The organism is Brachybacterium sp. EE-P12 (assembly GCF_003711805.1).
Lineage (GTDB): Bacteria > Actinomycetota > Actinomycetes > Actinomycetales > Dermabacteraceae > Brachybacterium.
In genome coordinates this window covers 747,792-761,114 of record NZ_QXCP01000004.1, presented here as the reverse complement: position 1 = coordinate 761,114, position 13,323 = coordinate 747,792, and the positions used below count along the sequence as shown (strand labels likewise).

Annotated in this window: 8 protein-coding genes; 5 read left to right on the top strand and 3 right to left on the bottom strand. The window is 75.5% G+C overall.

The window, feature by feature from the left end; all coding sequences use genetic code 11:
• Positions 1–18 precede the first annotated feature (18 nt).
• Positions 19–984 (top strand): phosphotransferase, encoded by a 966-nt coding sequence (locus tag D1648_RS06550; RefSeq protein ID WP_122939970.1) that lies wholly within the window; start codon positions 19–21, stop codon positions 982–984.
• A 7-nt stretch (positions 985–991) separates the two neighbouring features.
• Here D1648_RS06550 and D1648_RS06545 read toward each other — a convergent pair whose 3' ends face one another.
• On the bottom strand, positions 992–4,372 hold the full coding sequence (locus tag D1648_RS06545; protein ID WP_122939969.1) for an ATP-dependent DNA helicase: 3,381 nt from the start codon (positions 4,370–4,372) through the stop codon (positions 992–994).
• Positions 4,369–7,605 carry a UrvD/REP family ATP-dependent DNA helicase gene (locus D1648_RS06540; protein WP_122939968.1) on the bottom strand — a complete coding sequence of 1,079 codons (3,237 nt, stop codon included), beginning with the start codon at positions 7,603–7,605 and terminating at the stop codon, positions 4,369–4,371. Before D1648_RS06540 ends, D1648_RS06545 begins: the two co-directional genes overlap by 4 nt.
• A gap of 115 nt (positions 7,606–7,720) precedes the next feature.
• Here D1648_RS06540 and D1648_RS06535 point away from each other — a divergent pair, with 115 nt between their 5' ends.
• From D1648_RS06535 to D1648_RS06520, 4 genes are all read left to right on the top strand, one after another.
• Entirely contained in the window at positions 7,721–8,353 is a 633-nt protein-coding gene (locus D1648_RS06535; RefSeq protein WP_122939967.1) for a TetR/AcrR family transcriptional regulator, read from the top strand.
• Between the two features lie 141 nt (positions 8,354–8,494).
• A complete protein-coding gene (locus tag D1648_RS06530) occupies positions 8,495–8,716 on the top strand; it encodes a DUF3107 domain-containing protein (RefSeq protein ID WP_122939966.1) in 222 nt (73 codons plus the stop codon).
• A 4-nt stretch (positions 8,717–8,720) separates the two neighbouring features.
• A complete protein-coding gene (locus D1648_RS06525; RefSeq protein WP_164518601.1) occupies positions 8,721–10,466 on the top strand; it encodes a metallophosphoesterase in 1,746 nt (581 codons plus the stop codon).
• A 74-nt stretch (positions 10,467–10,540) separates the two neighbouring features.
• Positions 10,541–12,313, top strand: coding sequence for a DEAD/DEAH box helicase (locus tag D1648_RS06520; protein ID WP_122939965.1), 1,773 nt, complete (start codon positions 10,541–10,543; stop codon positions 12,311–12,313).
• A 121-nt stretch (positions 12,314–12,434) separates the two neighbouring features.
• Here the strand turns inward: D1648_RS06520 and D1648_RS06515 are convergent, their stop codons facing one another.
• Positions 12,435–13,319, bottom strand: coding sequence for a PHP domain-containing protein (locus D1648_RS06515; protein WP_122939964.1), 885 nt, complete (start codon positions 13,317–13,319; stop codon positions 12,435–12,437).
• Between the last annotated feature and the right edge of the window lie 4 nt (positions 13,320–13,323).

The following is a 13,323-nucleotide window of genomic DNA, read 5'->3' as shown; positions in this document are numbered from 1 at the left end:
GACGGGTACGGTGGACGCGTGCATCGCAACTCCTTCTCCCTGGCTGCCCTCGCCGCGGCGGCGGTCCCCGGGCTGGTCCCGGTGCGGACCTCGCCCATCGCCACCCCGGCCGAGGATCTCGACGTCGCCGGGGTGGTCGCGGAGGACGGCCGCCGAGTGCTGGTCCACTCCCCCGCGTCCACCGCAGGCGGGATCCGTCTCGAGCGCGATCTGCGGGTCGCCGATGCGCTCACCGGGACCCCGCTGCGACCCGTGATCCCTCCTGTGCTCGGCTACGTGAGACTCCCCGAGGGCGGGCGCAGCGCTGTCACGGAGGCGCCCGTCGGCCGTCCGCTGATGCTCGAGGACCTCCAGGAGAGCGAGGAGCTGGCCCGCTCCCTGGGCGAGGTCCTGGCCCGGATCCACACCGTCCCCCGGTACGCGGCGGAGTCCGCAGGGGTCGAGTCGTTCACCCCCGAGGTGCTGCACGCCCGCCATCGCGCCCGGATCGACGCGGTCCACGCCGCCGGGCACCTGCCCGCCGCGGTCGCGCAGCGGTGGGACGCGCTGCTGGCCGATGCGGAGCTGTGGGACTTCACCCCGCAGTTCATCCACGGCGACCTCTCCGAGGAGAGCCTGTTCGTCTCGGGCCGGCGCCTGAGCGCGGTGCGGGACTGGTCCTCGTCGATCGTGGGCGATCCCGCGGCGGACCTCGCCTGGCTGATCTCCTCCCTGGACCCGGAGCGCTTCGACGCGCTGTACGCCGCCTACCGGGAGGAGCTTCCCACCTCGAGCCATCCGCGGCTCATGGAGCGGGCGCAGGCGCTGGGCGAGTTCGCGGTCGCCGAATGGCTCGAGCACGGCCTCGAGGTCGAGGACGAGGACATCGTCGCGGACGCGAAGGGCATGATCGCGGACCTCGACACGGATCTCGCGCAGATCGCCCGCGAGGAGGCGGAGCGTGCCTACGAGGCGATGAACGCGCGCGAGGACGGCAGCGCCTGACCTCTCCTCACTCCCCCGCGAGCATCTGCGCGATCCGCTCGCGGGAAGGATGCTCGGCGACCTCGTGGGTGATCCCGTCGGCCACGAAGTGGAAGGCCGTGCGGATGTTCTCCAGCGGCAGCCCGGTCTTCTCGTGCCAGGCCAGTCGGTAGAGCGAGAGCTGCAGGGAGCGTTCGCGCAGCTGTGCGGGGCGGGGCATGCGGCCTGTCTTCCAGTCCACGATGATCACTCCTCCGTCGCCGTCGGGACCCGCGGTGCCGTCGCCGCCCTCGGGCTCGGCGAACACCGCGTCGATCACGCCGCGCACCCCGATCTCCCCGATGCGCGTGGTGACGGGCTGCTCGACCGCGATCGGGCTGCGGTGCGCCCACTCGGAGGCCTCGAAGGCCTCGCGCAGCGCGCGGGCGTCGGCGAGGGCGCGCTCCTCCTCCGGGTCCTCGAGATCGGCGAGGTCCTCGAGGTCCAGCAGGGTCGCGCTCTCGAAGCGGGTCTCGAGCCAGGCGTGGAAGGCGGTGCCGCGCACGGCGGCCGGTGAGGGGCGGCGCGGCAGCGGGCGCAGCAGCTCGATCGCGGCGGCCTGCGGGTCGCGGGCCTGCTGGACGACCTGGGAGGCGGACAGCCGCGGCGGGGAGTGGACGACGGGCGCGGCGGCGTGCTGGGCGAGGTCCGCGAGGGTGCGGCGCACGAGCTCCTCGAGCTGGGCGTCGGCGAGCGCGGGGGGCTCGACGTGCGCTGCCGGTTGCACGGCATCGGCCGGGGCGGCCTGGTCGAGCCGGGCGGCGGCACGGGCACGCGCCCGCTCCGCCTCGCCGGGCTGCGGCGGCCAGGCGGCGGTGGACCGCTCGGACTCCAGCGGGTTCTCCTCGGGGACCTCCTGCGCGGTGCGGAAGGGTTCGGGCACCAGCGGCGCCGCCTCGGCGAGATAGCGGGAGCGGGGCCGGGGGGTGCGCAGTCCCTCGCGCCAGGCGGCGGAGGTCAGCAGCAGTCGGCGGCGGGCCCGGGTGACCGCGACGTACATCAGCCGCCGGTCCTCGGCCAGCGCCTCCTCGCCCTGTGCGAAGCGGTACTCCTCGATGAGCCCCTCGGCGTCGACCTGGGTGTCGGCCTCGGCCCAGGCGAGCTCGGGGAGGGTGTCCGCGTCGCCGCGCAGAGCGGTGGGCACCGAGGCGCCGGCGAGCTTGCCGAGCCAGCCGTCGCCCGGCACGCGCACCCGGCCGGTCTCGTCGGTCTTCGCGCGGCGCAGGTCGTAGGAGGGCACGGAGCCCTCGGTGAGGCCGGCGACCGCGACGAGGTCCCATTCGAGGCCCTTGGCCGAGTGCATCGTCACGATGGTCACGGCGGCGGGGTCGTGGGCCTGCTCGGGGGCGGCGGTCACGGCGAGCCCCGCCTCCTCGTCCTCGCTGATCTCGAGCAGGTCGAGATAGGCGCCGAGCCCGCCGCGGCGGGCGGTGCGCTCGAAGGACGCGGCGTGGTCGCGCAGCGCCTCGAGGTCGGCGAGCGCGCCAGTGCCCGGCGCGGTCTCCAGCAGGGCGAGGTCCACCTCGAGCGCCCGGACCGCGGCGGTGATCAGGTCCGGCAGGGGCAGCGGCAGCAGGCGCCGCATGTCGCGCAGCATCCGCTGCAGGTGCAGCAGCCGCTCGCGGCCGGCGGCGGTGAGGGCGCGGCCGGCCGGGTCGGTCCAGTCCGCGGGCGGGAGGTCGTCGACCGCGTCCACGAGCGTGACCTCCTCGGCCTCGTCCCGGGCCCCGACCGGTCCCGCCGCAGCGGCGTCGGCGCGGCGGCGCGAGCCCATCCGGTCGCGCCAGCGGCCGAGGACGGCGAGGTCGCGCGCCCCGAGCCGGATCCGCGGTCCGGTGAGCAGACGCATGAGGGCGTCGCCGCGGCCGGGATCGTGCGCGCATTCGAGCAGGGCGCGCACATCGGCGACCTCGGGGCGGTGCAGGAGCCCGCCGAGTCCCACGACCGCGGGGGTGAGCCCCCGCTCCTCGAGCCCGGCGACCAGCGCGGGGATCTGCCGGCGGGCGCGCACGAGGATCGCGGCGGAGGCGGGCGGCGTGCTCTCGGCGCCTGCCCCACCGGTGCTCACGGCACCGGTCCCGTCCTCGGCGCGGCGGGCGAGGATCCAGTCGGCGATCGCGCGGGCCTCGGCCCGCTCGTCGGCCGCCTCGAGGATCTCGCAGGCCCCCTCCCCCGCGCCGGGGCGGGGATGCAGCTCGGGGATCTCGATCCCGGCGCCGGCGTCGCGCAGCGGGGCGGCGAGGCGGTTGGCGACGGCGAGCACGGCCTCCTCGTTGCGCCAGGAGGTGGACAGGGTGCGCTGCAGGACGGGCTGCGCCTCGGTCGCGAAGGCCTCGGCGAAGCCGGCGAGCGAGGCGGCCGACGCGCCGCGCCAGCCGTAGATCGCCTGCTGCGGGTCGCCGACGGCGCAGGCGGCGTGGCCGGGGCCGAAGAGGTCGGTGAGCATGCGCAGCTGGGCCACGGAGGTGTCCTGGAACTCGTCCAGCAGCACCACGCGGTGCATGCGCCGGGCGAGGGTCGCGGCGGCGGGGACCTCGCGGGCGATGCGGGCGGCGAGGGAGACCTGGTCGGAGAAGTCCAGCGCCGAGTCGGCGGTGCGGATCTCGGCGAACCTCTCCAGCAGCGGGATCAGCGCCAGGCGCGACTCGAGCGCGCCGATCACCTTGGCGACCTCCTTCGGGGTGGTGCGGCGCCGCCCCTCGACCTGCAGCGGGATCTGGGCGAGGTGGTCGCGGATCTCGCGCAGGTGCGCCTCGAGCTGGTCGGGCGTGACGAGGTGGTCGGCCAGCGAGGAGCTCAGGGAGAGCAGCGCGGCGGTGAGCGTGGCCGGGGAGGCGTCGAGGTCGAGGGAGTCGTCCCAGCCCTCGACGATCTCGTGGGCGAGCTGCCAGGAGGCGGAGGCGGACATCATGGTCAGCTCGGGGTCGATGCCGACGGCGAGGGCGTGCTCGCGCACGAGGTCGAGGGCGAAGCCGTTGTAGGTGTGGACCAGGGGGCGCTGGCCGACGAGCTCGTCGCCGCCGCGCTCGAGGCCGGGCGGCAGCTCCTCCCCGGCATCGCGCAGGGCAGCGGCGAGCGTGGCCAGACGCGCCCCGATCCGCTCGCCGAGCTCATGGGCGGCCTTGCGGGTGAAGGTCAGGCCCAGCACCTGGCGGGGCTCGACGATGCCGTTGGCGATCAGCCACACCACGCGCGAGGCCATCGTCTCGGTCTTGCCGGAGCCGGCGCCGGCGACGACGAGCATCGGCGCGAGCGGCGCCTCGATCACGGCGGTCTGCTCGGCGGTGGGCGGGGGCTGCTCGAGCAGCGCGGCGAGCTGCGCGGCGGAATGGCGGGCGGGGGTGCCGGGCACGGTCGGGACGGTGCTCACAGCTGCTCTCCTTCGGGCTGGAGCGGGCAGCTGGAGCGCACCGCGCAGTGGTCGCAGTGCGCGTTGCGGCGCGCGGTGACGTGCTCCCCGGAGACCTCGCGGGCCACGTCGCGGACGAGCTCGTCGAACCAGTCGGGGTGCTCGGCGCGGGTGAGCGCGGTCTGGGTGCGCACCGCGGCCCGCTTCGCGCCGGTGCCGACGTAGACGAGCTGGGCGCCGTTCAGCCGCTCTGGGGCGTCCTCGCCGAGCTGCTCCGCGAGCGCGCCCTCGCGCACCGCGGCCTGGTAGGCGGCCAGCTGCAGGTCCGCCTCGGCCTTCGCGGCGGACTTCGCGGCACGGCCGGTCTTGAGGTCCACGACCCGCAGACCGGTCGCGTCCCCCTCGATCCGGTCGATGCTGCCGCGCAGCCGCACCCGTCCGAGGGTCACCTCGAAGGGCGCCTCGACGGCGAGGGGCTCGGCGGCGGTGCGCAGGTGCTCGGTGAGCAGCCGGGCGGCGTCCTCCGCGCGGCGCACGCGGCGGCGTCCGGACCAGGTGTCGGTGCCGGGCATGCCGCGCAGCAGCGCGTGGAGCTCGTCCAGGAGGTCCGTCTCGCCGCGGGGGTGGATCTGGGCGAGATGGTGGATCGCGGTGCCGAGGAGCTGGGCGGGACCGCCCGCACGGGTGCCGCCGGCGCGCTCCATGAGCCAGGACTGGGGGCAGTCCGCGGCACGCTCGAGCGCGGAGGGGGACAGCGCGATCGGGTCCTCCGGGTCGTGCAGGGGCTCGGTGGAGCTGGGGTCCTGGTGATACCAGGCCGCGGGGTCGGTGCCGGGGGCGCCCGCGCGGCCGAGGGCCTCGAGGGCGAGGGCCGCGTCGCGGGAGCGGACGGGGTCCTCCTCGCGCAGGCGGCGGCGCAGCGCGGCGACGAGGCGGCGCGCATCGGGGGCGGGGCCGGGGTCCAGGCGCAGCACCTCGGGGTCGATCCACGGCTCCCCGGCGGCCTCCTCGAGCACGTCGAAGAGCGCGGAGGGCTCCTCCTGCTCGCCCTCGATCGCAGTGAGCAGCACCCGGGAGCGGGCGCGGGCGAGGGCGCTGACGGCGAGGCGGAGCTCGTCGGCGAGGACCTGCTCGCGCTGGAGGGCGCGCAGCGCCTCGGGCCCCGGGGCGGGGTCGGCGGCGCGGGGTCCGGCGAGCAGGGCGAGGTCCGCGGCGCCGAAGAGGGTCGAGCGCAGGCGCAGGTCCGGCCAGGCCCCTTCCTGGAGCCGGGCGAGGACGACGGTGTCGCGGTGCTCGCCGGCGAGCTGCGCGGGGGTGAGCACGTCGATCCGGCCGCGGGCGGCGGCGGCCGGGGCGAGGGTGTCCTCGACGACGGCCTGGGCGCGGATCTGCTCGACGAGCTCGAGGGGCCCGGCGCCGGGGCGGCGCTCGGTGAGGCGCTCGGCGGCGGCGAACAGCTCCAGCAGCGCGTCCAGGCGGGAGCCGGCCAGGCGCGCCCGGGCTCCGTCCACGTCGCCGGCGTCCCCGAGCGCGGCGCGGCGCCAGCCGCCCGCGAGGCGGGAGGCGTCCCAGGCGTGCCAGAGCACCTGCTCGGCCCCGTCCTCGCGATGCGCGCGCACGGCGCGGATCATGTCGCGCAGCCGGTGCACGGGGGCGGCGGCGCGGTCGCGGGCGTCCGCGGCGGGAAGGCCCGGCACCTCCTCGTCGACGAGCGCGCGGGCCAGCAGCTGCTCGCTCGTCACCGGCGCGGCCGGCGGCGCCGAGTCATCCGACACCGCAGCGTCTCCGGTGGCGGGCTCCCCCTCCTCGCCCTCCTCGTCCCGCCGCCTGACCTCCTCGCGGTGCGCGGCGAGCAGGAGCCGGCGGATGCGGCGCAGGCGCAGGTCGTCGGCGTCCCCGAAGGGGCCGCGCAGGAGCTCCGTGGCGGTGCGGGGCTCGAGCGGCGCGCCGTCGGGGGCGAGGCCGAGCTCGAGGATCGTCAGGAGATCCGCGACCACGGCGACCTCCCGCAGCGGCTGGGGACGGCGGGGGATCCGCACGGGCAGGCCGGTGCGGGAGAGACGGTCGGCGACATCGGCGACGGCCGCACCGGAGCGGCACACCACGGCCATGTCGTCGTACTCGATCCCCTCGCGGTGGTGCAGGTCCCGCAGGGCCGAGCCGATCAGGCGCGCCTCGTCCAGGGGGTCCCCTGCGCGCAGGGCGACGATCCCGCCCGAGAGCTCCGTGCGGGGCCGACGGGAGCCGGCCGGGGCGCCGGCGAGCGGGAGCCGTCCCCGCAGCGCGTCGATCGCCCCGGTGAGCGGCGCCTCGCTGGCGTGGGCGCCGTCGAGGGAGATCTCCAGCGGCACGCCCGGCAGCAGGTCCCGCAGCCGGGCGGCGGCGTCGGGGAGCGCGCCGCGGAAGGTGTCCACCGCGGCATCGGGGCAGCTGATCGCGAGCACCCGCGCACCGCTCGCGGCGAGCGCCGCGACGAGCTCGACGCCGGCGGCGGTGAGGTCCTGCGCGTCGTCGACCACGACGGCGCGGAAGGGCGAGGGGACGGACGGGTCGCCCAGGAGCGTCGCGGCGCGGCGCACCAGGGCGCCGGAGTCGAGGCGGGGGCCCGCATCGAGCGCGGCGGAGGCCTCGAGGTCCAGCACCCCGAGGTAGTCGCGCAGCAGCGCGGCCGCGTCGCGCCAGGCGGGCCGGTCGTGCTCGCGGCCCAGCGCCTCGAGCGCCGTGGGGCCCAGCCCCAGCTCCCCGGCACGGGTGATGAGGTCGCGCAGCTCGGTGCGGAAGCCGGGGAGCGCGCGGGTCCCCGCGTCGACCTCGAGGTGCCAGCCAGTGCGCTCGGCGATCAGCTCCGCGAGCAGGGCGTCCTGCTCCGCGCCCGTGACGAGGGTCGGCTCGCCGAGTCCGCGGCGCAGCGCCTCGGCGCGGGCGACGGCGTGGGCGAGGGCGGGCGGGGTCATGGCGCGCGCCGTGCCGCGTCCGTGCACGGCGAGGGCGTCGCGCAGCCTCCCGGCGGCGAGGCGGCGCGGGGCGAGCAGCAGCGTCTCCTCTCCCGCGGAGTCGGCGGCGGCGAGGGCGAGGGCGGTGCGGCCGCTGCCGGGACCGCCGTGGACGAGGACGTGCTGGCCTGCGCCGAAGGCCGCGAGGGCGCGACGCTGGCCCTCGTCGAGCCGCTCCCGGTCCAGCAGGGCGGGCAGCGAGGCGAGGTCGGGTCCGAGCAGGCGGATGCCCTCCCCCGTGATCGTGCCGGTGCGTCGCATGGACCCATTGCACCTCATGGGGACGACGTCCGAGGCGGTCCGGCCCGGACCGCGGCGGCGGTACAGTGGTCGGGATCACCCCCTGTCCCGATTGTCCGATCCGGAGGTCGATCCCATGTCCTCACCCGCCACCTCCCGGATGCCCCGAGAGCAACGACGCTCCCAGCTGCTCCGGCTCGCGACCGAGGTGTTCACCGAGAAGGGGTACCAGGCCACGTCGATGGATGACATCGCCACCTCCGCAGGTGTGACCAAACCCGTCCTCTACCAGCACTTCCGCTCGAAGGAGAGCCTCTACGTGGAGGTGCTGGACGTCATCGGCGAGGGACTGCTCGCCGAGGTCCGCTCGATGGCGGGCCGAGCCGGTCGGCCCGCCGACCGGGTCCGCGTGGGCCTGCAGCGCTTCTACGAGTACGTGGCGCTGAAGAACTCCCTGCGCCTGTTCACCGGCCACGAGGCGATCTCCGAGGAGGTCCAGGAACGGGTCGACGAGGTGCTCGATGCGATGTCGATCGAGCTCGCCGGCGTGCTGACCTCCTATCGCGAGCTGAGCGTCGGGCAGTCCAGGACGCTCGGGCGCGGCCTGATCACCCTCGCCCAGACCACCGCCCAGCTCCTGCACGACGCCGCGGACGAGGCGGAGCGGGAGATGATCCTGTCCACGATGACGACCGCGGTGGTGGACGGGCTGCAGGGCTTCGTGGCCGTGGAGCCGGCCGCGACGCAGCACAGCACCTCCGGACGCTGAGGGACCTGCCCGCCTCCGCAGGGCCTGCCCGTCCCTGCGGGTTCCGCCTGCGGCGTACGCGCGCCGGAGCGCCGGAGAGGGCACGTAGACTCCCCCTGAACAGCACAACCGTCTCCGCCGCGCGCGGAGGGAAGGAAGGTCATGGAGATCCGCATCGGCATCCAGCACTCCCCCCGCGAGCTCGTGATCGAGTCCGACGAGAACGCCGACGCGGTGCTCGAGCGGCTCGGCGCCGCGGTCACCGAGGGCACCCCCGTCACGCTGGTCGACGACAAGGGCCGCACCGTGCTGGTCCCCGGCGCGAAGCTCGCCTACGCCGAGGTCTCCACCGAGGAGCCCCGCCGCGTCGGCTTCCTCGGCTGAGGACTTGACGACCCCCGAGGAGCCGGCCCGCGCGGGCGAGTCCGCGGGGGCCGCCGGAGAGCAGGCCCCCGCCCCGGAGCAGCCGCCCGGAGCCGCGGACGCGACGCAGGACGCCCCCGCTGCGGAGGATCTCGCGCAGGCCCGACGACGGCGCCGCCGCCGTGCGCGCGTGCTGCGGGTCAGCACGACCGTCGTCGTCGCTCTGCTCGGCATGGTGGTGGGCGTGCTGCTCGTGCCCGACTCGAAGGTCGAGGTGGGCCCGCTGACCGCCTCGGTGCACCTGCGCCCCTCCCTCTCCTCGGACACGGTGCTGCTGCTGCCGCCCGTCGGCGAGGTCGCCTTCGACACCCACATCGCGCCGGTGCGGATCGAGGCGCGGGTCAAGGGCGTCGACATCGAGAAGGCCGAGGCCCTCTTCTACTCCGATGCCGGGTTCGCCGAGCTGCAGTCCAGCGCTCCCGAGGCGATCAGCTCCGCCGCCGCCCGGAACGCGGCGCTGAACGCCCTGTTCGCGGCCGGCGGGGCGGGTCTGGCCGTGGGGATCACGTTCCGCCGCGTGCGTCGGGCGCTCGTCGCCGGCGGAGGCGCCGTCGCGCTGGTGGGCGCCTCGGTCGGCACGGCGGCGGCCACGTTCTCCCCCGACTCCCTCACCCAGCCGCGCTTCGACGGACTGCTCTCCCAGGCCGCGTACATCGCGGACCTCGGGGAGGCGACGGCCCAGGACTACGCGAGCTATCGCGACACCCTCGCCGAGTTCGTGGGGCAGGTCTCCGCGCTGTACATCGCGGCCGACAGCCTCCCGGTGGGCCTGGACCAGGAGGACCTGGTCACGGTCCTGCACGTCTCGGACATCCACGACAACCCGCAGGCCTACGACGTGATCGAGCAGCTGCACACTCAGTTCGCGATCGACGCGGTGATCGACACCGGCGACATCGTCTCCTGGGGCACCCCGGTCGAGAACGAGCTGCTGCACCGGATCGGCACGCTGGAGATCCCCTACGTCTACATCAGCGGCAACCACGACGGCGCCCGCGCCTCGGCGACCATCGCGGCGCAGCCCAACGCCACCGTCGTCGACAACGAGGTGGTCGAGGTCGCGGGACTGACGATCGCGGGGATCGGCGATCCCCGCTTCGCGGCCGACGACGACTCCGACGCGGGAGGCTGGCAGGAGGGCAAGGACGCGGTCGCAGCGAGCGGCTTCCAGCTCGGGGAGACGATCGAGGCGTACGACGAGGCCCATCCCGAGGACCCGGTGGACGTGGCGCTCATCCATGACCCCACCCAGCCCGACGGTCTGCTGGGTCGCGCCCCGCTGGTGCTGTCCGGCCACATGCACACCTCGGACGTCGAGCTGGACCGGGACGGCTCGGGCACCGACTGGCTGACGGTCGGCTCGACCGGCGGCGCACTCGCCTCGGGCGGCGTCGCCCCGGTGCTGCAGGGAGAGGACCCGCTGGACCTCACCGCGCGGATGCTCTACTTCGACCGGGAGAGCGGGCGCCTGGTCGCCTACGACGACATCACGATGGGCGGGCTGGGTCTGGTCTCCGTCTCGATCCACCGCTCCCAGATGCCTGTCGAGCAGCCCGAGCTCGAGGTTCCCGAGGGCGCCGAGACGCCGGAGGGCACCGTCCCGCCGGAGCAGGAGGTCACCCCCGGCGAGGGCCTGCCGGACGAGGAGCGCGTCACGCCGACGGACCCCGTCAGCCCGCTGCCGGACCCGAGCGACGGCGGCGAGGGGTAGGCCGCAGTTCCTCACGGCGCGGAGCCCCCGGGGGCTACCATGGCCGTGCACATCCATGACCAGAGAGTTGAACGGTGCCTGAAACCATCCCGCACACCGACGAGGCCGTGTCGGCCTCCCCCGCCGTCGAGCAGAGCTCCGGCACCCCCGACCCGCAGCAGACCTTCGCCGACTTCGACGTCCGCGCCGACATCGTCGAGGCCCTCGCCGCCAAGGGCATCACCACGCCCTTCCCGATCCAGTCGCTGACGCTCCCTGTCGCGCTCAAGGGTCGCGACATCATCGGCCAGGCCAAGACCGGCACCGGCAAGACCCTCGGCTTCGGCATCCCGCTGCTGCAGAGCTCCGTCGCCCCGGGCGAGCCGAACCCCGACGACCGTCCGATCGGCAAGCCCCAGGCGCTCGTCGTGCTCCCCACTCGCGAGCTCGCGGTGCAGGTCGCGCACGACCTCGAGGCAGCCTCGGCGAAGCGTCCGATCCGCATCCTCACCGTCTACGGCGGCCGCGCCTACGAGCCGCAGATCGAGGCGCTCGAGCGGGGCGTCGAGGTGGTCGTCGGCACGCCGGGCCGGCTCATCGACCTGATGCGCCAGAAGCATCTGGACCTCTCCCAGGTGCGCACCGCGGTGCTCGACGAGGCCGACGAGATGCTCGACCTCGGCTTCCTCGAGGACATCGAGAATCTGCTGCAGGCCGTCCCCGCCCACCGGCAGACGATGCTGTTCTCCGCGACGATGCCGGGCCCGATCATGGCGCTCGCACGGCGCTTCATGAAGCAGCCCACCCACATCCGCGCCCACGACCCGGGCGACGAGTCCCGCACCAAGGCGGACATCAAGCAGGTCGTCTACCGCGCGCATCAGCTCGACAAGATCGAGGTGATGGCCCGGGTGCTGCAGGCCCGAGGACGCGGCCTGACGATCGTCTTCATGCGCACCAAGCGCCAGGCGGACCGGGTGGCCGGCGATCTCGCCGACCGCGGCTTCGCGGCGGCTCCCCTGCACGGCGACCTCGGCCAGGGTGCCCGCGAGCAGGCGCTGCGCGCCTTCCGCCACGGGAAGATCGACGTGCTGGTCGCGACCGACGTCGCCGCGCGCGGCATCGACGTCACCGACGTCACCCACGTCGTGAACTGGAACTGCCCCGACGACGACAAGACCTACCTCCACCGCACCGGCCGCACCGGCCGCGCCGGCAAGAAGGGCACCGCGATCACCTTCGTGGACTGGGAGGACCTCGCGCGCTGGGCCCTGATCGCCCGGCAGCTGGGGCTCGAGTCGACCGAGGCCGTGGAGACCTACTCCACCTCCGACCACCTGTTCACCGACCTCGACATCCCCACCGAGGCCAAGGGCACCCTCCCGAAGGACAAGCGCATCCGCGAGGGTCTGGACGCGGAGGAGATCGAGGACCTCGGCGGTCCCGACTCCGGCGCCCGCGCGCCGCGCGAGGGCGGCCGCGGCGGCCGAGGCTCCCGTGAGGGCGGACGCGGCGGGCGCGGCTCCGGCCGAGGCGGTCGCGACGCCGGCCGGGGGCGCGATGGCGGTGCGGATCGTGATCGCGAGCGTCCGGCCCGCGGCGGGCAGGGCGAGGAGGGCTCCGAGCGGCCCCGCCGCAAGCGCTCCCGCACCCGCACCCGCCGCGTGAACGGCGAGGTCGTCGCCGGGGAGGGCACGAACGCCGAGGCCCCCTCGACCGGGCCCTCCGAGAACGGCGGCTCCTCCGAGTCCAGCGGCTCCTCGACCCGTCGTCGTCGCTCGCGCGGCGGCCGGGGCCGCAGCCGCGGCGGCAGGTCCGCCGGCGGCTCCTCCGAGGGATCGCGGACCGGCGGCGACGCCGAGGGCTGATGTCCCGAGGCCGCCCGGCCGGCGACGCCGCCGCAGCAGGTCACCTTCTCCACCGGGCCCCGGCGCACCCGCGCCGGGGCCCGTCGGCGTCTTAGGACCGGGGCACGTCGCCGGCGCGGGCTCAGGGCCGGATGACGCGGGTCCCGCTCGTGGCGCGGTGCTCGATCTCGGCGAGCACCTCGGGGGCGGTGAGGTTCTCGGCGAGCAGGTTCGGCTTGCCGCTGCCGTGGAAGTCGCTGCCCCCGGTGATCAGCAGGTCGTGCCGCCGGGCGAAGGCGGCGAGGCGCTCGCGCTCTGCTGCGTCGTGCTCGCGATGGGCCACCTCGACGCCGTCCAGCCCGGCCTCGACGAGCTCCTCGAGCAGCTCCACCGGCAGGTCGTCGTCGCGCGTGACCGAGCCCGGGTGCGCGATCACGGAGACCCCGCCCGCCGCCCGGATCGCGGCGAGCGCCTCGAGCGGGGAGGGCGCGTAGTAGGGCACGTAATAGGGACCGGAGCCGCGCAGGATCTCCTCGAAGGCCGCCGAGCGGTCGGGCACCACCCCGGTCGCGACGAGGGCGTCGGCGATGTGCGGCCGTCCGATCACCGTCTCCTCCCCCGCGACCTGGTCGAGGACGTCCTGCCAGGTGAGCGGATGGTCGCGGCCGATCAGCTCGACCATGCGGCGGGCCCGCTCGATCCGGGAGGAGCGCGCGTCGGCCATCTCCGCGGCCAGCGCCGTGTCCTCGGAGGGGTCCACCAGCAGCGCCAGCAGGTGCACGCTGCGATGGCCGTGCTCGGCGGAGACCTCGATCCCGGGCACCGCCGCGACGCCGCTCGCGGCGACCGCGTCCGGCAGCGCCGGCCAGCCCTCGACGGTGTCGTGGTCGGTCAGCGCCAGCACGTCCAGGCCCACCTCCTGCGCGTGCGCGAACAGCTCCGGCACGGACGTCGTGCCGTCCGAGCAGGTGCTGTGCGCGTGGAGGTCGATGCGCTGCCTCGCGCCGGAGTAGGACCGCTCACTCATGCGC